Consider the following 24,630-nt stretch of genomic DNA (forward strand, 5'->3'; position numbering starts at 1 on the left):
TGAATAAAATTATATTTAAAAAGTTGGCATTTTCGTTTCTTCAAATTCTCTTAAAAGATGGCTGAAAACAGTTTCCACCGGAAGAACTTCATCAATTAAAGCAGAAACCTGGCCTATTTCAAGTTCTCCCTCTTCCATATCTCCTTCAAACATTCCTTTTTTTGCTCTGGCTCTTCCTAAAGAAGCAATTAAAGCGTCTTTATTTCTTCCGTTCACATAAATATCTTCCAGCTCATTGAAGAATTTATTTTTAACCATTCTTACAGGCGCCAGCTCTTTCAACGTAAGATGGGTATCTCCTTCCTGCAGTTCCGTGATTTTCTTTTTCCAGTTTTCATGGGCACTTGCTTCGTGGGTAGCAGCAAAACGGGAACCGATCTGTACACCATCTGCACCAAGAATCATTGCAGCCTTAATTTGTGAACCTAAAGCAATTCCTCCGGCAGCGATTAACGGTTTAGAAATATGTTTCTTTACATTCGGAATAAGACAGAATGTGGTGGTTTCATCTCTTCCGTTGTGACCTCCAGCTTCGAAACCTTCTGCAACAATGGCATCTACTCCGGCATCTTCACATTTTACAGCGAATTTGGTGGAAGAAACAACGTGAGCTACTTTTATTCCTTCTTTCTGAAGGGTTTCCGTATAGGTTTTCGGGTTACCGGCTGATGTAAATACAATTTTCACTCCTTCTTCAAGAATGATCTGAATGATTTCCTCAATATTAGGATATAACATCGGTACATTTACCCCGAATGGCTTATCTGTTGCCAGTTTACATTTCCGGATATTTTCTCTCAGGATATCAGGATACATACTTCCTGCTCCTATTATTCCCAATCCTCCACAGTTGGAAACGGCAGAAGCAAGTCTCCATCCTGAATGCCAGATCATACCAGCCTGGATAATCGGATATTTAATAGTAAAAAGGTGTGAAATTCTATTGTGTGTAGCCTCCATGTCATGAAGTTTTTTTGCAGCGTTAAAATCTATAAAATTGCTCATGCGTAAAAATACTAAAAACAATGGTTTTCCGGGAAATATCTGTCCATATTTTCCATCGTGGATTTTCGTCTTTATAAATTTCGATGATAAAAAAAACCTTCAGAAATTCTGAAGGTTTTGATTTTATTTTGTTAAGGATTGTTTCTTCCAGTTAGACTTAAAGTTACAGCTGTCGTAACGTCCGTCAATTGAAATAAAGGTTGTCGGTAACTTGGAGTTGACAAACTTTTCAACCATTTCACTTTTCTTTTTATTCAGTGCCATCTGCTTGATTCTGCTGAAGTCTGTCTCCAGCGTAATCTGGTGAGAAGGAATCACATCTTCCACTTTGATGATCTTGATTTGTTTTCTTTTGTTCTCTTCATCTTCAAAAGCAGTAGTGATATCACCTTTGTTTAAACCTGCCAATTCGTAGCTGATTGTTCCAGGAATACTTTCTCTTTCAATTTTGTCAGAACCATCAGCTCCAGGAATGATCCCTGCGTTGAACTTCGTTCTTTTATCATCTGAGAATTTAAAAGCAGCATCTTTGAATGTCATTTTACCATCGATAATAAGACCTCTGATACTGTCTAATTTTGCTTTTGCAGTTTTGATCTCATCATCAGTAGGAACAGCTTTCAACAAGATATGTCTTGCATCATATACTTTACCGGATCTTTTCACCAACTGAATAATGTGGAATCCGAATTCAGATTCAACAGGATCTGAGATTTCATTTTCCTGAAGGTTCAATGCAGCAGCTTCGAATGGCTTCACCATCTGCCCTTTATTGATATTTTTATATAATCCTCCGTTGGCTGCTGACCCTTCATCTTCAGAATAAATTCTTGCCTGGCTTTCGAAAGTTTCCCCTCCGATAATATCCTGCTTGATTTTTTTCAGCCTGTTGATAAGGTCTTGTTTGTGAGCTTCCGTAAGTGACGGGTAGATCATAATCTGAGCTAAAGTAACTTCATCTTTTACCTGTGGCAGCTGTGTTTTATACATATTGTAGAAATCAGTTACCTCATTTGGAGTCACGTCTGCTTTATCAGTAACTCTCTGGTATTTCGCCTGTCCGTAATACTGGTCTGTATCTATTTTTTCAATAGCATTTTTCAGTTCATAAGAATTTCTGAACTTATAGGCTGCAAGCATTGTTTTTTCATCCGGAAACTGAGAAAGCATCTGACGGTATTTTGCATTAGCTTGTTCTTTGATTGCTGCAGAACGGTTTTCAATTAACGTATCTTTTTTGGCTTCGTATACGAGAAGTTTATTGCTGATAAGGTTTTCCAGGAATTCACATTTGTCTGTGTTGGCAGCTCCCTGTTGTTTACCATAATTCATCTGCTCGATTACATCAGATTCCAATACAATCTCATCCCCGATAACAGCGGCAATACCATCCACCAAATCTCCTTGTTTTAGCTGGGCATTCATCATATTTGAAGAGAATATCATGATGAAAATCCCAAGAAGAAAAGTGATTTTTAGTTTATTTGTCATTTTACTATTTTAACAAGTTGCAAATTTAGAATTCTTAACGAATTTCACTCAATTTTTTATTATAAATATTTCTTAAAAAGACTTATTTATTGCAGTTCAACATCAAATGTTGTCAATTCTTTGAATTGTCTCAATCTGCTGAACATATCCGCTTCGTTTACTTCCTCTATCCTTTCTGTTCCGAATTTCTCTACGGTGAATGAAGCCATTGCAGATCCTACGATAAGAGCAGACTTCATCGTTTCGAAATCAATTTTTCCTTTCTTAGCAAGATATGCCGCGAAACCTCCTGCGAAAGTATCTCCGGCTCCTGTAGGATCGAAAACATCTTCTAACGGAAGTGCCGGGATTGCAAATACTTTATTATCATGGAAAAGTAAAGCTCCGTGCTCTCCTTTTTTGATAATTACATATTCAGGACCCATAGTGTGGATCTTTTTAGCTGCTTTCACTAAAGAATATTCTCCTGAAAGCTGTCTTGCCTCTTCATCATTGATGGTAATAACATCTGTTTTAGCAATCATATCCATTAAAATATCCCATGCAGAATCCATCCAGAAGTTCATGGTATCAAGGATAACCAGCTTAGGACGGTTGTTCATTTTTTCAAGTACAGATAACTGAACTCCAGGATGTAGGTTTCCAAGTAGTAAAATTTCGGCATCCTGCATTGAATCCGGGATTTTCGGATCAAAGTTCTCCAATACGTTTACTTCTGTAGCCAAAGTATCTCTTGTATTCAGATCGTTGTGGTATTTTCCGGACCAGAAGAATGTTTTTCCTTCTTTCACGATTTCAATTCCTTCAATGTTTACCTCTCTGTCTGTGAACATGTCCAGATGTTCCTGTGGAAAGTCTCCTCCTACTACAGAAACAATTCCGGATTTAACGCCTAAAATTGATGAAGTGATCCCGATATAAGTGGCTGCACCTCCTAAAATTTTGTCCGTTTTACCAAATGGTGTTTCAATTGCATCAAATGCAACACTTCCTACAACTAAAAGTTTCATATATTTTTCAATGTATATTAAAAGTAAATTATTTTTTCCATTCAAAAGTGTCCAGCAGATGTTTCATATCATTTTTGATATAATTTACTGCAGGAGCAAGGGAGTCCGGTTTCGGTCTCGTATTAAAGTATAAGTAAGCAGTTACGAAGTGTTTCGTACTGTCTGTAATGTAAAACTGAAGATTGGAAGCGCTCTGCCCTTTCAGTTCATAGAAGTTCCCGTATACTTTCTTTTCAGGGTATTCGAAGGATTTTGTATCTATAGAACTGGCTTTGATGGTATGTTCATACACCATTTTTTCAGCTTCCTTGATATGGTCAGCAAAGTCGTTTTGTATCGGATAATAAGTAACGAAAAGCTTAGCTTTCATTTTCGGATAGTTCAGATAAAACCAGCAAGGTTTTTTAGCTGGCGTTATGGAAGCAAAGTCCGAATACTCAAAGGTATAGGCGCAATCGTTTTCAAACTTCTGGTATTTCGGTGCGGGATATTCAAGACGCAGTTCTCCATAAGGTTTTGGTGAAGGGTCTTTTCCACATGAAATTAAAAGCAGCGATACAAAAATAAAAATGACTTTTTTAATCATTTTGCAAAAGTACAAATTAGATTTCAGATTTCGGAAGACAAATTTCAGTCTTTCAGTGCGTTTTGAATGTAAATTTCCAGAGGCTTCGGAAAGGATTTTTCATGAGAGCCTTCAAGATCTGTAATCAGGTATTGATTTTCAGCGATAAAATCATTCCATTGTCTTTCTGAAGTAACTTCGACATTCCAAATTTCAATGCTTAAATTCTTATGAGTCAGTTTATGAGTAACTGTTTTTGAACCTGTAATGAAGGATTCCATATCGGAAGGAATAGCTGTTGGAAATTCAAATAATTTCTTCCATATGAAGTCATCTGCTCTCTGACGGATCAGAAACTGTCCTTTTCTATGAACAAAATAATAAGTCAAAGCAAGATCTTCTGCTTTTACTTTTTTCGTTTTTACAGGATAATCTGAAATTTTTTGCATGGAAAATGCCAGACAATCTTCATTTACAGGGCATTCTCCGCACAACGGATTTTTGGGTTTACAGATTTCCGAGCCGATATCCATCATAGCCTGATTAAAGTCTCCTACATTTTCCGGCATTACCAGGGCGGCCAGTTCAGAAAAATAGGTAAACGCTCTTGAATTTGAAATATCAAAATCATCGGCAAAAAGACGGCTCAGAACACGGTAAAAATTTCCGTCAACGGCAGGCATTCTTCCCCCGAAGCAGATACTTGAAACAGCTGCTGCAGTATATTTCCCTACTCCTTTCAGTTTTAAAATTTCTTCATATTCGTGAGGAAAGACACCCTGATAATCGTTCATGATCTGCTGGGCCGCTTTATGAATATTGATGGCTCTTGAATAATACCCCAATCCTTTCCAATAGAGTAAAACTTCGTTTTCTTCAGCTTCTGCCAATGCTTTTACATCAGGAAATCTTTTAATAAAGTTATTATAATGATTCAATCCCTGATTGATTCTCGTCTGCTGAAATACAATTTCACAGATCCAGATTTTGTACGGATCTTTTGTCTGTCTGAAAGGCAGATCTCTTGCATTATTTCTGTACCACTCCAAAAGCCTGTTTCCTATATGAAGGAAGTCTGAATCTGTTTTATTTTTTTCCAAAAACCAATCTTATTTTAAATCATTGAAGAGATGATTTTCTCTTCATCCTGAACATTGTTTCTATGCTGCAAAGATAGGTTTATTTTATTTTTCCTGTTTTTGATGTTGAAGGAGTTTTTTTGTGAATCTGTTATTGTATAAATTTATTTTTTTTCTCTTATCTCCTCCTACTTACTTGAATATCAAAAAAAATATAAATCATCATGAGGTTAAAAAGGATTTCATCAGTTACTAATCATATTTCATCTATTATAAATTATTTTTTCTTTAGTTCGTGCTGTTCCGAAGAACTTTCCCAAGTAGTATTAGAATTAAGTTTATATTTATTTATATTAATATGACAACATCCTACAATACTTTGTGTTGTAATTGTTTTGTTTGCTAAATCAATATTTTCTGCTAAAATTCCATGCTGTAAAGGGAAAGATGCTAAAGCAGAAAAATTTCCGTTTTTATCTTGAAGATAATATTCATACAACTTTTCGACGCCTCCCTGATCCCAAACAATTGCAAAATCTTCTAAGCCGTCAAAATTAAAATCTTTTACAAAAAAGTTGGTACACGGCAAATCTTGATAAGATGTCCATGAATTTGGTTCATAATGAATCTCCTGTGATTTACCGTTCTTTTTATTTGTTACAATAATCCACGCTGAAGTTGGATATTTTTGTTCCTTCTCATTTTTATATTCTTCGGCTTCTAAAATAAATTTATACTTATTTGACAGGTTTTTAAACTCACATGATTTAGTACTTGGCTGACAGGTTTTATTTATGTTTTTTTTTGTTTTGAAAAATGAATGTTTTTTATTAATAATTTCAGTAGCAAACTCTCTAAAAGAATCTTGTGCACCAGGCATAAGATTGCTTAGAATGTTTTCATTCTTCCCTTCAATAGTTATTTTTTCAATTTCTTTATTTTTATCGTAGGAAAAAAGATAAGTTTCATAATAGATATCAGTTAGCTGTTCGTCAATATACATTTTCACTTTGAATTTAACTTTTAATGAAGCAGCATCATTCTTTAGAATATTTTCAGCAATATAAGTCATTGCACAACCGGAGCCACAACTAATAACAAAAGATTTACTATTTTCTACATTTGTCTTTTGAGAATTTGAAATGTTTTGTGTTTGTTTTGGATTTTCTATTTTCTTTTTGCTGCTAAAGAAAGAAAAAAATATTAATACTAAGATTAAAGCATATTTCATGACTTTTGTATTACTCAGGACATTTTATGAGACTTGCCGGAACATTATGTTCTTTAATGAAAGGATTTTCGGTTTGTATATTTTTTTTAGCTTTTTTACTATAAAAACCAAACCATGTTAAGTCTATTTTAGATTCATCAATTATTTGAATATGACCAACGGCCTTTTTATTGTCTAAATTTTCCCAGTTTTGCATTTCATCAGGAAGTGGAATGATTGAAGGAAAGTCGGTAAAGTAAAATTCATATTTATTATTACTCACTTTTTTTAATTGAGCATTCATTGAAAACCTGTTAGGTATTGTAAACTGTATATTGTTAATGTCTGTTTTAATACTAATGAATTTATCAGCTTTACAGTCAGTTGACCAAATGGAAGATTTAGGAATTGTTATAGAATCTTTTATTACTGTTGATGACTGATTTTCAATTTGATGAATAAGATCTGGAAAGTTTTTTATGAAAAAATTATTATCTGCAAAAGGTGGTAAAATTGATACTTTTAGGCTTTTTAAAAGATCCCATTTCTTTGTTCTTAAATTATAAAGGTATAAGTCAGCAATACTTTCTTCTTTTATATTAATACTTTCTTCTGTGCAGCCCGAAGATGTATCTAAGTATTTTTTTGTTATTTGAAAACAAAAAATATTATATAATTCATACTTACCATTTAAAAGCTTAGAAACAATTTTATTTTCAGTTTCCCAATCATCATATTCATATTTATTTTCCTTAAAATATTGATCTTTCCAAAAAGAAATGAGTGTTTTATCCTTGGGAATGAAATGAACAGAAAAATAGCCTTCTTTTTCACAATCTAAATAATTGTAATGAGGATGGTCAGCTGGTGTTGATTCATCAACAGACATTGAATATCTTTTGAAATATTTCTTATTAAGAAAATCAACCTGAGTGATTTCTTTATTAATGACTTTGGTCGTTATATTTTTTTCTTTTGCATCATTTCTACATGATACTAATAAACATAAAAAACTTATTATTGTTACTATACTATTTAATCGGATTACCATTTTTATCAAATTTTGTTTTCATATAATCTTCTGCTTTCACTCTGTATGATCCTAGGTCACGGAAATTAAGGTATCCATCACCTTTTGTTGCTGCTTCAATGTGACAATGCCAGTATTTCTTGTTAATTCCAGAGCCTTTTACTCCATTTAGAAATTCACTGCTTGAAGCATTTCCTGTCGATCCTGATTGGGCTATTTTTTGGCCATGTTTTACTTTTTCCCCTTTTTTAACATATATTTTATTAAGATGACAATATAAGATAAATACAGTTTTCCCATCTTTATCTTTAGATTTTATCATTAAAGTATTACCTAAACTTTTATATCTATATTCGTTCGTCTTAAAAGTATTTACTATAGCTGTAACTTCGCCACACATTAGAGAATGTACATCTTTATATGTTGGACCTGAAAGAATATCTATTCCTTTATGCCCTCTTGCAGAATTATATCCAAATCTATTATTATTTTTTCCTCCATTATCTGAACTTATCTCGGGATTTTCCCATACATCAGCATAATGAAAACATTGTGAACAATCTTCTGGACATTCATTTTTAGATTGAGGTTCTTTATTATCATTTGATTCACAACATCCATATCCAAATTCTTTTAAAAAACCTTTTTTTAAATGTAATTCTTTACTTGGTTCAATTAATTCTTCTTTAAGGTTTTTCTCGTAAATGGCCTTTACCATATCAAAAGTATATGATGAACTTTGTTGCCCATATGGGGAGTCTGGTAAACTTGCCCAACATAAACTAGAAATAAGAGCAGCTTTTTTAATATCATTATTAATAATCATTTGGATGATATCTCCTTGTTTCCCTTTAAATCTTTTTCTCCATTCTTTTAATTTTTCTTCTTTTACTGTATCACGAATCTTCTTTTTCTTATCTTTCCACACCACAGGATTATAGAAGCTATCCGAACGGTCTTGGATATAATTGTGCTTCATAATTACTAAGCAGAATTTATCTTGAGATTCTTGATCAAAGCTAGTGATATTATATTTTTTTGAGTAGTCCAACTTTTCAGAATAATGCCAATTTTTATTTTTGTCCTGATAATATCCTGTCAAATTTTTCCATGTATCCGTCATTATTTGATATGCACCTGCAGCTGAAGATGAATATTTACCAGATGTAATTACTTCTTCAGGATGCTTACTTAAATCTGAGAACTGTTTTCCGCTATATTGAGTAGTGTAGCCATTTTCTGTATCTGTGCCTTCTTTTACTCTTAACATTCTGATAAATGCTCTTACTCTTGCTTCGCATTCACATGCTTTTTCATCTTTTGATTTAGAAGACTGTGTCTTATCCACCACCACCGCACTCTTCACCTTCTCCATTTCCATCAAACCATCCGAATTTACCCCAAATTTCTGAGATTCTGCAGAAAGATCTGTGGAGATAATTTCTATAAAATAGTTTTGTGTATAGAAATTCGAATTGCCGATAGGAAAGCCTATTTCTTTTTCAGAACTAACTTTTGTAATGATAAATCCTGGGGTATCATATACATCGGCAGGAATTTTAATCATTGCACTTCTATAAACTTCATGGGTGGATGTGGAAACATATTTCCAGATGACATACTGAATGTGTTTTCCCACCATATTTTTGGAGTTAATTCTTACCCTAACTTTATCTCCTAAAGCTACTTTGGAAAGCTCTTTTCCTGTATCATCTATGAAAACCGCTTCTATAATATTACCTTTAGGATCCGGCTGTTTGGGACCACCTTCTGGTCCGACCGGGAATTTTGGTGTGTGTTTCTCAGGCTGCGGCTTAGGTTTGGGTTGAGGCTGTCCCTTATAATCAGGGTTGGCTACCTCTACATTCACCTGGCTGGCTCCCTGAATTTTCCCGGAGTAGGTGGCCGTAACATAATATTCATGATTCGCTCCTTCATTTCTGTCTCCTTTCATCAGAAACTGATTGGCCATCTGACGAAGGATTTTTTCATCAGACATAAGAGGAATAGCGACTTCCGCAATTCCTTTTTCATTGACGCGAGCCTTGTAACTGCGTGTGTGACGGTTGTTTTTGTTAATACTGGCATCGTGCCCTTTCCCAGGAGCGTCATCTTCCCAAAGGTGAAACTCAATTTCTTTATTAAACATCGCGATGCAGTGAGCCTGCGCAATAAGGGTATCACGGTAGCTGGCTGTATTGAAATCTTTTGCTCCTCTGTTAAAGAGGACTACTTTATCAATCTTCGGAACCTTGTTGCTGATAGGAACTATTATAAGGCTGCCAGCAAGTTCCTTGGTAACGGAAATACCGGGTAAAATCCCTTTTTTAATTTCATACACCTTCATTTGAAACTCTACTCCCAGCGCTATTTCCCCAAAGTTGTATGTTACCTTTTCACCGGTCTTGGGCTTTCCGGTGATGTCTTTCCAGCTTCCGTTCTTTTGTTTCTTAAAAAGATACCATTCATAGTCCCTATTCAGTACGAATGAAAGTCCTGAAGGCTTTACTTCGTAGGAACACACTGTTCCAACCCGAGGATTCTGATCCCCGGCAATATTCCCTGTCATGGCTGATAGAACTTAAATAGCTTCCAGCTGAAAGCTATAGAGACAGGTATTACTTTTCAGATTAAATTGTAGGAGAGGATGAGGGATTATATCCTCATACAGGGTTACATTCTTTTTCATTTTGTTTTTGTGTTTGTTCAAAAACAAAAGTAAAAAAAATCATGATATAGTGATATAAAAAACTTGAATTTAAAGTTAATTTTTCTCAACAGAATATACCGGAGCCGCTTTTAACCACTGATACTTAAGGTTTCTGTCTTTGGCTATAAAACGATACCCTTCAAGCTTCTTCAGATACACATACATAGAATCTGTATTTTTGATCTTTAATTTATATTGAGATAAAAACAGCATGGGCATATCTACCGTAGAATCTCTTACTGTTTTCAATACTTTTCCGGATTTCACTTTATAGAGATAAAATGATTTTCCACGGCCTTTTGAACTGTCTGAAAGTTTTACATCCGAACTTGCAAGTACGAGTTCACTTCCATCAAAACATTCATCTTCATTCATGATGTATGCTTTTCCTTCCTGGCGTTCCTGTGCGAAAAGATCATTTTCGTAAGTGCCTGGACTTTGGTATTTTTTTTCACAACTTATCAAAAAAACCATTGATAACATTGGTAAACCAATGATAAGTTTCTTATTCATATTCAATTTCATAGGTGTTGGTTGAAAAAAAACCGATGTAATATTGCATCGGTTTTTGTTATGTAAAGTATGTTTATGTTACTCCTGAGTATATTCTGCATCCCATTCGTTACCATCATCTCCTTTATGTCCGTCCAATTTAATAACGAAACTTTTTGTAGGGAAATAAGGGGTCATGCGGATATCCAGCCATACTCTGTCTTTGTTTACTCTATCCTGCTCGAAACGAACAATTTTGAATTTCTCGATCAGCTTGTCCGGTCCTTTGATATTGTCAAGGAACGTTACAATCTGTCTTCTCAAATCGTCTTCGTTTTTAGCATTCCAGTTTTCGAAAGCTCTTCTGTTAAGGAAGTCTAATAATACTTTGGTTACATAGTCGAATACACGAACTACGGAATACGTCTGAAGACCGATATTGTCTCCTGTAAATAAGGTCTTCGCTGAGAAAGCCATAATTTTTCCGTACTCGTTAACCATTGGTACAAGACCCATTTTTTCCAGCTGAGAAATTTCACTTTTCTTCAGTTCGAATTTTACGGCGTCTACTTCGTTGATGTTACCATGTTTTTTACCTGCTGCCACCTGAGACATCAGTGTTTTATGGATTTTTCCGGCTAATGAAGTGGAAGGCGGAAGTTCTACGTTTTCTTCTTCCCCTACTTCTTCAGCTTTACCACGTCCTACCAGCCAGTTACACGTCATGATAACGTTACTTCTGTGAAGCTCACCTCCTGTAAGGTTTGCAGAGTGGAATAAGTCTACTACATCATCCGGCTTATCAAGGTTGGCGAAGTCTGTAACCATCATCACTTTGTTTTCGTTACAGATTTTTGCCCACTTCTCGATGACCTTGTTTGATCCTAAATATCCAGGTATGGCAAGGATTGAGTAGTTATCTCTAAGGTCAAGACGGTCATAATAATTTTTGAATTCTTCTGAAATAGCATCAATGAACAGAGGATTATCCAGATCTGAAACCTGCTCAAGGCTTGCATTGACGATACTTACGTTATCCACTTTATCCAATTCTGTATTTTTATAGAATTGGGCTACTGTTCTGTAGTTGGTTTCCAGCATACGAACAGCATCCAGTGTATTTTTTAAGTTTTTCTTTAAATTCTCGTCGGCCTGTTGTGCTTTACTTTTGCACGTATCAGCCATTTTATCAGCAGATTCGCTACCTTCTAAAAGGTTTACCCAAAGGTTGATCTTCTGAAGAAGTTCTTTTCTTTCTTCTGCTTTATTGCTGTCGTTCAGGAAGATTTCTTTTCTTGCCTTTCTTGTTGGGTTCATATTGGCAATACCGTCTACAACGGATTCAACAAAGCCAAATCCTCCCATTTTATTGAGCTCTGCAAGCGGGTTGCCCTTCGGCTGCCCTGCGTGTTGCTGCTGACCCTGCTGCTGGCTTTCTTGTGCCTGTAATTTGCTATCCATGATTTAATGTAAGTCTTTAATTATTTTTCAAGTTCTTGTGCCACTTCTTTCAATACCTCTATGAACGCCGCTCTTGTCTGATCGTTCTCCAGCATATTGCGTAGAATTTTGTTTGTTTTCAGCTGACGTACTATTTTATTGTACTGCTCCTGTTCCATGCTCAATTGCTGCAGATAATCAGACTTCTGAGTAAGGCTTTTAGGGGTAAAGTCTCCAAGGTTTTGAAAACGGAATTCTTCTTCTACCACTCCACCATCTTCTGTTTCGTGCTGTACCGATACTGAAGGCTGGAAATGTCTGAAAACGTCTTCCACTGTTTTTAATCCTGTTACGATTTCAGGGGTATAAGACTCTTCTGTTGTAAGCTGGCTTACTATCAGTGATTTATTTTCCTGTATTTCCTGAATAGCTTCATTAGCGTCTACTTTTACCTCGTTTCCGCCAACACCATAATTAAACATTGCCATATTATTGTTATTTTGAGATTTACTATTTTGGTTTGGATCTGTCCTTGAGTAATTTACCGATGAATCAAATAAATTACCAATCCAATGTTTAAATTTAAAAAAAAACTCTAACATACAAAATTTTACTAAGATTTTTCTTGGATCATCAAAATTCTCCTGCATTTATTCAACATAAAATCACCGTATTACGATATCACTAAGCTATGAAAAAATAAATAAAGTCTTTCAAGAAAAATTAAATAATTTTTCGTTCTCCGTACTCTGTACAAAATGGTAAAATGAATGTTAAAATAAGAAATCCTCAGACTTTACAAGAAAATATTCTTTATATTTAAAGAAAGTGAACCGTGTTATGAAAGATGTAAAAATAGCGTTCAGAAAACCGATATTTCCAGTTTCAGAAGCATTACAGCAATATTTGGAAAAATACAACAGAACCACCAAAATTAAGTTTCTGTATGAAGATCTTTTGAGATTTAATGACAGTGTGAGTATTCTGGATAAGGAAGGAAAAGATACCTTATGGCTTGGAGTATTGTATTCTGAATATGAGTTTAAAGAAATAGAAGCTAATTTAAATAAAATTTACACCCTCCTTCATTCTGATGGAGATACCGCTACGCTACCTTATCTGACAGTGGATACCATCGATTTTTGTACTTTCGGAAATTCAAAACCTTTCCGGATCCGGGTGAGAAATGTACTGAATGATAATTATACCTATTTTTATATTAAACAGGCTGATGCTTCCCGGATATTCGGACTGGAACTTGAAGATCTGCTTTCTCCCAACCGGATTAACTTTCTGGTGTATAAAAACACTCTGATTGAAGAACATATCTTAGGGATTCCCGGGGATGTCTTTATTCAGAAACATCTGCCCAACTGTACAGAGCTGGAAAAAGCACAGATCTCCAAGGAATTCGTGAAATTCAATGAACGCTGCCTTATCGGACTTCTTGGGGACATGCGTTCTTATAATTATGTGGTGATTCCCATCCATGATTTCGACCAGGTGATTTACAGAATCCGCCCCATCGATTTTGATCAGCAGACTTATGAGGGAAACCTGAAAGTATATCTTCCCCAGTATTTCAAGGAAAACAATCAGATGGTGAATATGGTTCTGGAAAAACTGAAGCCAAGTTCTATAGAACAGTACCGCAAGGAAGTGCGTTCCCAGATCGTAAAAAGAGTTACGAGCAGCCAAAACAGGTTTTATGAGCTCATTTCTATTATGAAAAAAGACAATATTGCGCCGGAAGCCAATGTCATAGAACTAAGGACAGCCTTACAAAAACTCACCTACGATGTCAATTTCAAGTATTGTAAAACCATGGGAGATATTATGGAAACCGGAATAAAGTTTGTGCTCCGGAACTATAAGAAAGAATATTAAAAAGAGAATCCGCCTCAAGTGAGGCGGATTCTTTCTTGTCTAACAATTTAAGGTAAAATTACCAGATTTTTATTCTGTCCTGAGGAGCTTTATACATTTTGTCTCCCGGTTTGATATCAAATGCTTTGATGAATGAGTCCTGATTGACCAACGGACCAAATGCTCTGAACATTCCCGGAGAATGAGGATCGGTTTTCACCTGGTTGATCATATACTGATCGGTAGCTTTCGTTCTCCAAACCGTTGCCCAGCTCATGAAAAATCTCTGATCCTGAGTAAATCCACTGATCTTTCCAGGGTTTCCTTTATCTTTTAAGTACATCTGAAGGGCATCATAAGCCACTGCTACTCCACCTAAGTCACCGATGTTCTCACCGCTTGTAAATTTACCGTTCACGAAGCTTCCTTTTACAGGTTCGTAAGCACTGTACTGAGCGGCTAACTGGCCTACTTTTGCATCAAAGTTTTTACGGTCTGCATCCGTCCACCAGTTATTCAGGTTACCATCTCCATCGAAACGGGAACCGCTGTCATCAAATCCGTGAGAAATTTCGTGACCGATTACGGCTCCGATTCCTCCGAAGTTCACTGCAGCATCCGCTTTAGGATTGTAGAAAGGAGGCTGAAGAATAGCTGCGGGGAATACAATTTCGTTGTTTGATCCGCTATAGTAAGCATTTACAGTTTGTGGAGACATTCCCCATTCTGTTTTGTCAACCGGTTTTCCTACTTTATCTAAACTTCTCTGATACTGCCATGCTGCTACATTCTGAAGGTTTGAATAAAGCGTAGCTCCTTCTTTTGGAGATTCTACTTTCAACTGTGTATAATCTTTCCATTTATCCGGATAAGCAATTTTTACGGTAAACTTGGACAGTTTTTCCTGAGCTTTTACTTTGGTTTCCGGAGACATCCAGTCTATATTGGCAATATGTGTTTTGAATGATTTTAAAAGATAATCAATATATGTTTCCATCTGCTTCTTAGCTTCAGGAGTGAAGTATTTCTCAACATACAGTTTTCCGAAAGCTTCTCCAAGAACACCATTGACAAGGGTAAGCCCTCTCTTGTTCATCGGACGCTGTTCTTTTTGCCCCTGTAAATATTTCGCATAGAAATCAAATCTGATCTGCTCTAAATTGTCATCCAGGTTGCTTGCATTTCCGTTGATGATATGGTATTTCAGATAATCTTTCAGTAAAGGAAGGTTTTTCTGGGTAATGAACTGATCCATATTCTGGTAATATTTCAGTTCTCCAATGATCACTCGGTCTGTGTTTACGCCTGCATCTTTCAGGTATTTGGCAAGATCAACGTTTTTCACAAGACCTGATAATTCAGATACATTTTTAGGATTGTATCTTAAGTTGGCATCCCTGTTCTGCTCAAGTGTCAGCAAGTAATTGGCAAGCTTTTTTTCAAAGTCTACCACATTCTGTGCAGCCTGAGTTGTATTTTTATATCCTAAAACTCCGAATAATTTTCCAACATATGTCTGATATTCAGTCAGTGTTTTAGTATTGGCATCATTTACTTTCTGGTAATAGTCTCTCCCTAAACCAAGATCCGGACCACCAAGATACACCGCATTCATCTTGGAATTCTTCATATCAGCACCTACTCTCCATCCGTAGAAAGAGTTATCTCCTAATCTTGTAGCTTCCAAAAGGTATTTCTGAAGATCTCCAAGGGTTTTAATAGCATCTACTTTGGCAAGATCAGCTTTGATAGGTGCCAGACCTTCTGCATTTCTCTTATTTGTATCCATAAAAGAGGCATACAGATTCTGGATTTTCTGTCCTTCTGATCCTGCAGGATATGATTCTGTAAGAATTTTGTTCAAAATATCTAATGAAGCATCATCTACATTTTCTCTCAAAGCATTGAAAGATCCCCAGTTTGCTTTATCGGCAGGAATCTGAGTCGTTTTCACCCAGTTTCCGTTCACATAGCTAAAAAAGTCATCCTGTGGACGGACACTTGTATCCATATATGATAAATTAATCCCCTCTTCTTTTGCTTCTTCTTTTACCGGTTCGGCTACTTTTGCCGTAGCTTCAGTTTTATTCTCTGTCCCTGCAGTCTTAGCTGTACCACACGAATTAAGAAATACAATACCTGAAAGGGCAAGTATTCCAATATTTAGCTTTTTCATTAAAATAATTTTTGATTTTACACAAACTTACCAAATATACAAACTTTAATGATATGTAGTAATTGATATATGGTGAAAAGTGAAAATTCAATGTTTAATGTTTGATGTTATTAGGTATAAAACCACCCCGTCAAAAATTCTTTGAATTTTTGCCACCCTTCCGTGGGAGGGGAATGATGGAAGCCGTTATTGTAAAAATTGTTCCCTTCGATTACTTATTACTTATTACTTATTACTTATTACTTATCACCTATTTTGCCTAATCCCTAATCCCTAATCCCTAATCCCTAAAACCTGCTACCTGCAACCTATCATCTACCACCTAAAAAAACAAAACCGCTCATTGCTGAGCGGTTGTTATTGTTACCAGATTTTGATTCTGTCTTCCGGAGCTTTGTATAATTTGTCTCCTTTTTTCACATCGAATGCTTTATAGAAAGCGTCAACGTTGATAAGTGGACCAAAACTTCTGAAATATCCCGGAGAATGCGGGTCAGTTTTCACCTGATTCACCATATATTTCTCACTTGATAATGTTCTCCAAACGGTTGCCCAGCTTAAGAAGAATCTCTGATCCTGAGTAAATCCGCTGATTTTTCCTGGGTTTCCTTTGTCTTTTAAATACATCTGAAGAGCATCATAAGCGATGTTTACACCTCCCAAGTCAGCGATATTTTCACCGTTTGTGAAAGTACCGTTTACAAAAGTTCCTTTTACAGGCTCGTATTTGTCATACTGAGAAGCAAGGGCTTTTGTTGCTTTTTCGAAGTTGGCTTTATCTTCCGGAGTCCACCAGTCTACCAGGTTACCATCTGCATCGAACTGTGCACCTGAATCATCAAATCCATGGCTCATTTCGTGACCGATAACTGCACCGATACCTCCGAAGTTTACAGCAGCATCAGCTTTAGGGTTAAAGAATGGCGGCTGAAGGATGGCAGCAGGGAATACAATCTCGTTATTTACCGGATTATAATATGCATTTACAGTCTGCGGAGTCATTCCCCATTCTGTTTTATCCACCGGCTTGCCAATTTTAGCTAAATCTTTGTTGTATTGCCATTCCGTAATGTTCTGAAGGTTCTGATATAGGTTTCCTCCTTTAGCTTCAGAAACGATATTTAATTTTGAATAGTCTTTCCATTTATCCGGATAAGCAACTTTTACAGTGAACTTGTTCAGCTTCTGCATTGCTTTTTCCTTCGTTGTTGAAGACATCCATGCTAAGTTATTGATATGAACAGCGAAACTCTTCTTTAAATAGTCAATCAGTTCTACCATCTGAGCTTTTGCTTCAGCAGGGAAATATTTCTCAACATATAGTTTTCCGAAAGCTTCTCCCAAAGTACCGTTGATCAATTCAAATCCTCTCTTGTTAAGAGCTCTCTGTTCCTGCTGGCCTCTAAGGTATTTGCCATAGAAAGCAAACTTCATATTTCCTAAGTTTTCGCTTAAGTAAGAAGCACTTCCGTGGATCATATGGAATTTAAGATAATCTTTGATCACAGGAAGGTCCTGAGCATTGATCAATTTATCAAAATTCTTGTAGAATCCCAATTCGCTGATAATGACCTTATCCGTATTTACTCCTACTTTTTTAAGGTAACCAGGGATGTCTACTCCTTTCACCAATGCTGAAAGTTCAGCCATTGTTTTAGGATTGTACTGAAGGGTGTTGTCACGGCTCTGTTCATTTGTCAGATAGGTATTTGCAACACTTTTTTCAAAGTTTACAATACCTTTTGCAGCCTCATCAGCATTTTTATATCCTAATTCTTTTAGCATTGAAGCTACATATTTCTGATATTCAGCAATTGCTTCTGTATTTTTTTCGTTTACTTTCTGATAGTAGTCTCTTCCTAAACCTAAAGTGGCATTTCCTAAATAAACAGCATTCATTTTAGAATCTTTAAGATCTGCATCTACTCCCCATCCGTAAAGAATGTTCTCTCCTTCTTTCGTTACAGAAGTAAGGTAGTTCTGAAGATCAGCCATGCTTTTAATAGCATCAATCTTATTCAGGTTTTCCTGGATTGGTTTAATCCCGTCTGCATTTCTTTTCTCCATGTTCATGTATGTAGCATACAGATCCTGGATCTTTTTCCCTTCACTTCCGTCAGCAAATTTATCTTTCAGAAGAGAATTCAGGATGGTCATGGAATTGTTATCCGTATCCTCCGCCAGCTTGTTGAAGCTTCCCCATGTTGGTTTGTCAGATGGAATTTTGGCTGTTTTCATCCATGTTCCACTCACATAGTTGTAAAAGTCATCCTGAGGACGTACAGAAGTGTCCATCAGGCTAAGGTCTAAGCCTTTATCTGTGTTATTCACTGCTACTTTAGCAGCTTTTGCTTGTGCGCTCATAGTCGTCTGAGTACAGATCCCTGCTATTAAAAACAAAGAAAGCGTTATTTTTTTCATTATGATAACAATTTATAGAATATGTATGATTTATTTTGAATTTGTTACTTTTTATAAAAACAAATTTAAATAAATAACATGAAAGTATCTTAAGTGGGAAGTTGGGAGCTGGAAGCTGGAAGTTATGAAAATCCGGAACTTCCAGCCTCATTCTTCCAGCTTCCAGCCTTTATCATTTATCATGAAGTTGCTATCTCTTTTACATTTCCGGTTCTTTTCAGAACTCCCCAGGACTGCATTTCGCCTTTCAGTGCTTTTCTTAAACTTTTAAATAATACAATATACATCAGCCATCTATACCCGAATCTCTGTGGAATGATATACAGCAGATTGGTTAATTTTTCCCGCTGCATGATAAATGCCACTAAAGCCAGGGAAGCATCCACCAAAAGGAAGATCAGATAATAGGTGAATATTTTGTCTCCGTTTCCGGAAAGAATTCCAAAGAACATAATCACATCTGCCATCGGCGAGAAAAATGGGATGATGTATTGGAATAATAAAATATTCGGCATTGCCCAAAGTCCCAATCCTTTATATCCGGGGTTAAGGAAAGTCTGTCTTTGCTTCCAGAACATCTGCATGATTCCGTAGGTCCATCGGAAACGCTGTTTTAAAAACTGATTGGCGGTTTCCGGAGCTTCCGTGACGGCAATTGCTCTATTCTCGTTAGCCACCGTATATCCGGCTTTTAAAATTTTTACGGTTATATCACAATCTTCTGCCAGCGTATCTGATGAATAGCCTCCCGTTTCAATAACCACTGCTCTTTTAAATGCCCCGATAGCACCCGGAATTACAGTAATGGCATTAATGTGAGCATACGCCAGTCTGTCGAAGTTCTGACTCGTTGTATATTCTATAGCCTGCCATCTGGTAAGCCAGTTAACTCTGTTTCCGACTTTTACATTTCCTGCTACTGCAGCAATCTTTTCTTCAGGATCAGAATTTAAAAATCTTGCAATAAGATATTTCACGGCATCCTGCTGCAGTTTGGTATCGGCATCAATACATACTACATATTCGGCATCGGTCTGTGATATCCCGAAATTTAAAGCAGTTGCTTTTCCACCGTTTCTTTTGGTGAAAATTTTCAGCTTCGGATGATCAGGAAATGCCGCTTTTGCTTTTTCATAAGTAGAATCTTTACTGCCGTCATCTACCATAATGATATCAAAGTTGGGATAAGTCTGTTTCAATAAGTTCTGCAGGGAAGACACAATATTCACTTCTTCATTATAAGCAGGAACAATAATGGAAACTTTCGGATAAGATTTCAGAACCGGAAACTCGCCCAGCTTTCTTTCTTTGTTTCTTTCTTTAAAAGCCCAGTATGCCATCAGCAATAATCTGATCAATCCTAATACAATGAAAATAGTAAATAATGCCACGAGAAAATAACTTACTCCATAGATAATGGTAGCCAAAACAAGGTTCAGCTGCATGATGTAATATGACTTCGTTTTAGGCACTTCAGGCATCAGTTCGCTTCTGCTTTTGTGTAAGATATTGGTCAGGTTCGTAAAATGATAACCCTGTTTCTGAAGCGTCGGAATCAGAATTTTTAAAGCTTTTACCGTTTCTTCTCTGGTATCTCCTCCTGCATCGTGAAGAAGAATGATGTTCCCTCGCTCCTGTTTGACGCCGGCTAATACCCTTTTTACAATTTCATCTGCTTTTATTCCCGGCTGCCAGTCTTCAGGATCTATATTTTCTCCAATATCAAGATAATTCTGCTGTCTGGCCAAAGCTACCGGAATAATCTCTTCCGAAGTGGTAGGTTCAGAGTCTGCGTTGTATGGAGCTCTGAACAGGATTGTACTGTGTCCCGTCACACACTCTATGAGCAAACGGGTAAGTTTCATTTCAAGCAAAGCTCTTTCCGGACTTACTTTTGCGACATTTTCATGGGTAAAGGTGTGATTTCCTATTTCATGTCCTTCTCTATAAATTCTTTTAACAAGCGGAAGGTTCTTTTCTGCATTTAATCCTACCAGAAAGAAAGCTGCCGGAACATGATATCTGGACAATACATCCAAAACCTGTGGCGTATAGGTTTCATCCGGACCATCATCAAAAGTAAGCACGAGTTCTTTCTGAGGAGCACTGCCATATTTTTTCACTTCATAAGAACTTGGATAGGTAACATAGTTTTCGTCTGTGATAATTTTCTCTTTCGGATCCACTTCCAATGCAATCTTTCCGTCATGAGGCGTATTCAGAACATCCAGTACTTCCCCGTCACCGATATAATCCACCATGGTCTGCCCTTTTACATTTTCCAATGTTTTTAAGTTCAGTTTGGATAATCCTGCAAACGTAAGATCTTTATCATAGAAGTTCCACACTCTGCTGTCTTCACTTCCCAGTCTCCAGAGTGCAGTTCCTGCCAAAGGATATTCTGAAGAGAAACGCATTGTGTTGAAGATAGAAGCCGCATCATTGAAAAATACAGTGTGGGTAAGATTTTTGGAATCCGTGTAAGAATAATTTAAATTAAACGTATTGTCATTAAAATCTATAACCGCTTTACTGGCGCTGGCTTTCGTAATTGCCTGCATATAAGTAACAGAAGTATTGTCATCCGGATTGGAGCTCCAGTCATAGCCATAAGCTCCAAGGCCCAGAATTATTTTTTGCGGGGAGGTTTGCTTTACAATTTTTCCTGTCTGCTGTTCAATCCATTTCTGAGAAGACACCGGACCGGCATCGCTTCCGGCAGAGTATTCATCATAAGCCATCAGCACAAAATAATCTACATAAGGATTCAGTCCTGGAATGTTGTAGTCATCATTGTCCGTCATGATATCCATGGTAACCAGTAACTGATTTTTTTTGAAAGTCTCTGAAAGCTCTTTCATAAAAGCAATCAGATTTTCATCAGAATTAAGGTTCATATCTTCAAAGTCAATATTAATTCCTTTGAAGTGGTATTTTTTACATTGCTGAGTGATTTTTTGAATCAGACGGCTTCTTTTCTGAGGATCATTAAGAACTTTTGCCAGCCCTTCTGAACGGAATTCCCTGTCGAAGTTATTACTCAGCATCGGCATGGCAGCCACTCCTGTTCTCTTGATCACTTTATAGCCTTCCGGATCTACATTGGTTTTAAGATCTCCGGTTTTAGGATCAAGGAAAAACCATTCCGGGAAAACAAGATTCACGTGTCTGATATTTCTTTTCAGAGACATCAGAGACTGAGGATCCCAGGCTACATAAAATGCAGAACGGATCCCTCCCGGAAACTGAGCCCAGTTTCTGTTCTGATTTTTATATCTTTCTGCTCTTGCTTTCTCAATTTTGTCGAGATTGGTGTGAATTGTTTTTTCAGAAATAAAGCTTCTGAAACCTTTATATTCTTTAGAAATTTTATTCTCCTGAAGATAAGGTTTATTGGCTGTAATTACTGCTTTATAATCTTCTTTAAAAGGAATTTTAGGACTTTTGTCCAGGGTCATCATCAGACCTAAAGCAAGAAGAAGCAGTACTCCTATAAAAATAAAGACACGGCTTCCCCATTGCACACTTTTCCAGCGTTTTTTGCTGCTGGTCTGAAAAATCTGTTTGGAATTTTCCACGATTTTGAAATTTATTGAATGGCAGTCAAAAAGCGTGAAAAACTGTATAAAAATTAATTAAAAAAAAATTAAAAAATAATTCCCTATCTAGCTGTTTACAAGCAGGCTTACCACATCCTGAATCACTTTTTGGGAGACAAAATTCATAAAATCTACCCTTTCCAGATGCGGCATGTATAATTTTGAGGTTACTTCCTGATCATTGATTCTGATCGTATAGTAAACTGTTCCAACATCCTTACCGTCTTCTCCTTTCCCCGGACCCGCAACACCGGTTGTAGAAAGGGAAATATGAGTCTCGAACAATTCCTGACAACCTTTTGCCATTTCCTGGGCCACCTGCTCACTTACAACCGTAAACTGTTCTACAGTATCTTTGGAAACATTTAAAATTTTAATCTTTTTCTCTGTGGCATAGGCAACCACTCCACCCAGGAAATATTTCGAGCTGCCGGAAACTGAAGTAATCATTTTTGCCAGTTCACCTCCGGTACAACTCTCTGCTGTGGAGATCGTCATGTTTCTTTCGGTAAGCATTTCTGCCAGAATATTTTCAATTTTATCCTCAGATACTGCAATGACATGACCTTCTACCAAAGGAAGCAATTTCTGAATTTCTTCTTCTGTTATTTGTTTCAACTGCTCTTCGTTATCGCCGGAAGCAGTCAGACGAAGCTTTACACGGGTTCCCACCGGAAGATAAGACAGTGCAATATTTCCCGGAAGTGCCAGTTCCCAGTCTTCAATTTTATCAGCCAGTATACTTTCAGGAATTCCCACCACAGAAACAATCTGGGTATGGATATAATGAAGACTGAATCTTTGCTGTAAATAAGGAATAATCTGATCTTTAATAAGCGGTTTCACCTCATAGGGAACACCCGGAAGGCTGTAGCACAATTTTCCGTCCTGTTCCATCATCATACATGGTGCCGTTCCGTAATGGTTCTGAAAAACGATGGATTTGGTAGGGACAAATGCCTGTTCGCGGTTTCTTTCGAGAATATCTGCTCTTCCACGTCGTTCCATATAGCCTTTCAAATGATTGAATGTCACCTCATCCAAAGCAATTTCATCATCAAAATATTCAGCCAGGGCCTTTTTGGTTTTATCATCACGGGTTGGCCCGAGACCTCCTGTTGTAATGACTAAATCACCGGTTTCAAAGGCGGTGTTCAATGCATTTTTAATGGTTTCAATTTCGTCTGAGATCGTAAGAATCTGAATGACTTTTATTCCTATATTTTTAAGTTCAGTCGCAATAAAATTAGAATTGGTATCTACCGTATTTCCGGAAAGGATTTCATCACCGATAGTAATCAGAACAGCTTTTTCCATATATTTTTTTGTTGAAAAAAATTCTATGCAAATGACGGAAAATTCTGTGGCAGCGGCAATATAAATTGATTTTTTCTATTTTTGAAGAAATTATCTAAAACTACAATACAAATTATGTCTAAATATGATGATGCTTCATGGCATTATGGCGGTGATTTTCCGGAAGGCCTTCCTCAGAAAAACGGGGCTACCCATACAGGAATGTTCCTGAACTGGTGTATCCATAACGATCTGATCTCTGATGAACTGAAGGAAGATGGTGAAGAGGAAATAGAAAAAGTAAAGCGAAGAGAAATAACCGGTGCTGAATTCATTATGGATTCCTGCGACGGAAAATTCTCAGAATATGACCTGAATGAATTGGGAAATCTTTTTGCAAAAGATTATTATGCTGATGATACCGATTTTGGAAACAGATACAGCTCATTCGCTGATGATTATGTGAATATTTTTGATGCTAAAGCAGAAGAAAATGACTACGAATACGAAACTTTTTATCACATCGAAGATACCTATGAAAATTATGATCTGATGAAACAGGTGATAGATCACCGTTTTGAAGAATGGAAAGAATATATTAACAGCTAATAGATAAAAGGGCAAAACTGTACATAATATACTTATCTGCATTTTTGCCCTTCCGCTATTTTGCGATTTGGATTATTCTTTATTGATTATGCCTTACCCAGATCAGTTCATCGGTGTTATAGCCTATTTTTTTTGCTTTCTGGAGGAAACGCTGACGGATGCTTTCCGGAATGCTGGTGGTACGGGAAAGGATCCACAGATATTTTAAACTGCTTCCTGCTACAAGAGCATATTGATAGTCTTCATCAATATCTATGACGTTGTAACCGGCCCAGATCGGCTTAAAAAATGAAACTTTCAAACGGGCTTCTGCAGGATCTTTTACAAATTTTGCTTCCCCGATAGATTCATTCCATACTTTTTTTGTGTAATCATAGCCTTTATTTCTTACCTGAACAGTACCATCCGGATTTTCTGTATACTCTGCTGTAACATTGTCCATGTTTTTCTCGAACCTGTAATCGAAACGGGCGACCTCATACCACTTGCCCAGATATTTTTTAAGATTAAAATTCTTTACCGCAGATGCTCCCCTGGGAATTCTTACAGAACAGGAATTGAAAATGATAAGCCCCAGTGCTCCCAATGAAACGGGAAGTATAATTTTATGAATGGTTTTCATGACAGGAAT

General features: G+C 36.7%; 18 protein-coding genes. 2 read left to right on the forward strand and 16 right to left on the reverse strand.

The genetic code is table 11. The features are described from left to right. Positions 1-15 precede the first annotated feature (15 nt). From AC5YGI_RS03420 to AC5YGI_RS03470, 11 genes are all read right to left on the reverse strand, one after another. Positions 16-960, reverse strand: a complete 945-nt coding sequence (locus AC5YGI_RS03420) for an NAD(P)H-dependent flavin oxidoreductase (protein WP_496167570.1) — start codon at positions 958-960, stop codon at positions 16-18. Between the two features lie 168 nt (positions 961-1,128). Further along, a complete protein-coding gene (locus AC5YGI_RS03425; protein WP_137906169.1) occupies positions 1,129-2,496 on the reverse strand; it encodes a peptidylprolyl isomerase in 1,368 nt (455 codons plus the stop codon). Between the two features lie 86 nt (positions 2,497-2,582). Further along, positions 2,583-3,506 (reverse strand): PfkB family carbohydrate kinase, encoded by a 924-nt coding sequence (locus AC5YGI_RS03430; RefSeq protein ID WP_034692120.1) that lies wholly within the window; start codon positions 3,504-3,506, stop codon positions 2,583-2,585. Between the two features lie 28 nt (positions 3,507-3,534). Then, positions 3,535-4,092: a gliding motility lipoprotein GldD gene (gene gldD / locus AC5YGI_RS03435; RefSeq protein ID WP_110009162.1), complete on the reverse strand. Its 558-nt coding sequence runs from the start codon at positions 4,090-4,092 to the stop codon at positions 3,535-3,537. 44 nt (positions 4,093-4,136) lie between these two features. After that, complete coding sequence (gene mutY, locus AC5YGI_RS03440) at positions 4,137-5,171, reverse strand: A/G-specific adenine glycosylase (RefSeq protein WP_496167520.1); 1,035 nt, start codon at positions 5,169-5,171, stop codon at positions 4,137-4,139. Positions 5,172-5,427: 256 nt separating this feature from the next. Further along, the gene (locus AC5YGI_RS03445) at positions 5,428-6,381 is read right to left on the reverse strand and encodes an FG-GAP repeat domain-containing protein (RefSeq protein WP_496167521.1); all 954 of its coding nucleotides are present in this window, start codon (positions 6,379-6,381) and stop codon (positions 5,428-5,430) included. 10 nt (positions 6,382-6,391) lie between these two features. Beyond that, positions 6,392-7,411, reverse strand: coding sequence for a hypothetical protein (locus tag AC5YGI_RS03450; RefSeq protein ID WP_496167522.1), 1,020 nt, complete (start codon positions 7,409-7,411; stop codon positions 6,392-6,394). Continuing rightward, positions 7,392-9,959 (reverse strand): peptidoglycan DD-metalloendopeptidase family protein, encoded by a 2,568-nt coding sequence (locus tag AC5YGI_RS03455; RefSeq protein WP_496167523.1) that lies wholly within the window; start codon positions 9,957-9,959, stop codon positions 7,392-7,394. The genes AC5YGI_RS03450 and AC5YGI_RS03455 overlap by 20 nt, the downstream gene beginning before the upstream one ends. Before the next feature lie 195 nt (positions 9,960-10,154). After that, positions 10,155-10,613 carry a hypothetical protein gene (locus AC5YGI_RS03460; RefSeq protein WP_496167524.1) on the reverse strand — a complete coding sequence of 153 codons (459 nt, stop codon included), beginning with the start codon at positions 10,611-10,613 and terminating at the stop codon, positions 10,155-10,157. 78 nt (positions 10,614-10,691) lie between these two features. Beyond that, complete coding sequence (locus tag AC5YGI_RS03465) at positions 10,692-12,053, reverse strand: DUF5458 family protein (RefSeq protein WP_062676366.1); 1,362 nt, start codon at positions 12,051-12,053, stop codon at positions 10,692-10,694. Positions 12,054-12,073: 20 nt separating this feature from the next. Beyond that, a complete protein-coding gene (locus AC5YGI_RS03470) occupies positions 12,074-12,520 on the reverse strand; it encodes a type VI secretion system contractile sheath small subunit (RefSeq protein WP_041461881.1) in 447 nt (148 codons plus the stop codon). A gap of 352 nt (positions 12,521-12,872) precedes the next feature. Here AC5YGI_RS03470 and AC5YGI_RS03475 point away from each other — a divergent pair, with 352 nt between their 5' ends. Further along, on the forward strand, positions 12,873-13,919 hold the full coding sequence (locus AC5YGI_RS03475) for a hypothetical protein (protein WP_227944041.1): 1,047 nt from the start codon (positions 12,873-12,875) through the stop codon (positions 13,917-13,919). A gap of 58 nt (positions 13,920-13,977) precedes the next feature. On the opposite strand, the gene AC5YGI_RS03480 is transcribed toward AC5YGI_RS03475, so the two are convergent. The 4 genes from AC5YGI_RS03480 to AC5YGI_RS03495 form a co-directional block, all read right to left on the reverse strand. Continuing rightward, positions 13,978-16,074 carry a M13 family metallopeptidase gene (locus tag AC5YGI_RS03480; RefSeq protein WP_496167525.1) on the reverse strand — a complete coding sequence of 699 codons (2,097 nt, stop codon included), beginning with the start codon at positions 16,072-16,074 and terminating at the stop codon, positions 13,978-13,980. A gap of 363 nt (positions 16,075-16,437) precedes the next feature. Further along, positions 16,438-18,495: a M13 family metallopeptidase gene (locus AC5YGI_RS03485; protein ID WP_496167526.1), complete on the reverse strand. Its 2,058-nt coding sequence runs from the start codon at positions 18,493-18,495 to the stop codon at positions 16,438-16,440. A gap of 179 nt (positions 18,496-18,674) precedes the next feature. Next, positions 18,675-22,073 carry a trifunctional glycoside hydrolase family 18/polysaccharide deacetylase/glycosyltransferase family 2 protein gene (locus tag AC5YGI_RS03490; protein ID WP_496167527.1) on the reverse strand — a complete coding sequence of 1,133 codons (3,399 nt, stop codon included), beginning with the start codon at positions 22,071-22,073 and terminating at the stop codon, positions 18,675-18,677. Between the two features lie 87 nt (positions 22,074-22,160). Next, positions 22,161-23,411 carry a CinA family nicotinamide mononucleotide deamidase-related protein gene (locus AC5YGI_RS03495; RefSeq protein ID WP_496167528.1) on the reverse strand — a complete coding sequence of 417 codons (1,251 nt, stop codon included), beginning with the start codon at positions 23,409-23,411 and terminating at the stop codon, positions 22,161-22,163. A gap of 114 nt (positions 23,412-23,525) precedes the next feature. Between AC5YGI_RS03495 and AC5YGI_RS03500 the strand changes: the two genes are divergently transcribed. Next, positions 23,526-23,999, forward strand: coding sequence for a DUF7832 domain-containing protein (locus AC5YGI_RS03500; RefSeq protein ID WP_110010729.1), 474 nt, complete (start codon positions 23,526-23,528; stop codon positions 23,997-23,999). Between the two features lie 79 nt (positions 24,000-24,078). Here AC5YGI_RS03500 and AC5YGI_RS03505 read toward each other — a convergent pair whose 3' ends face one another. Then, positions 24,079-24,621, reverse strand: coding sequence for a lipocalin family protein (locus AC5YGI_RS03505; RefSeq protein WP_330745547.1), 543 nt, complete (start codon positions 24,619-24,621; stop codon positions 24,079-24,081). Between the last annotated feature and the right edge of the window lie 9 nt (positions 24,622-24,630).

The sequence above is a fragment of the Chryseobacterium sp. CS3K3.1 genome, assembly GCF_059515165.1.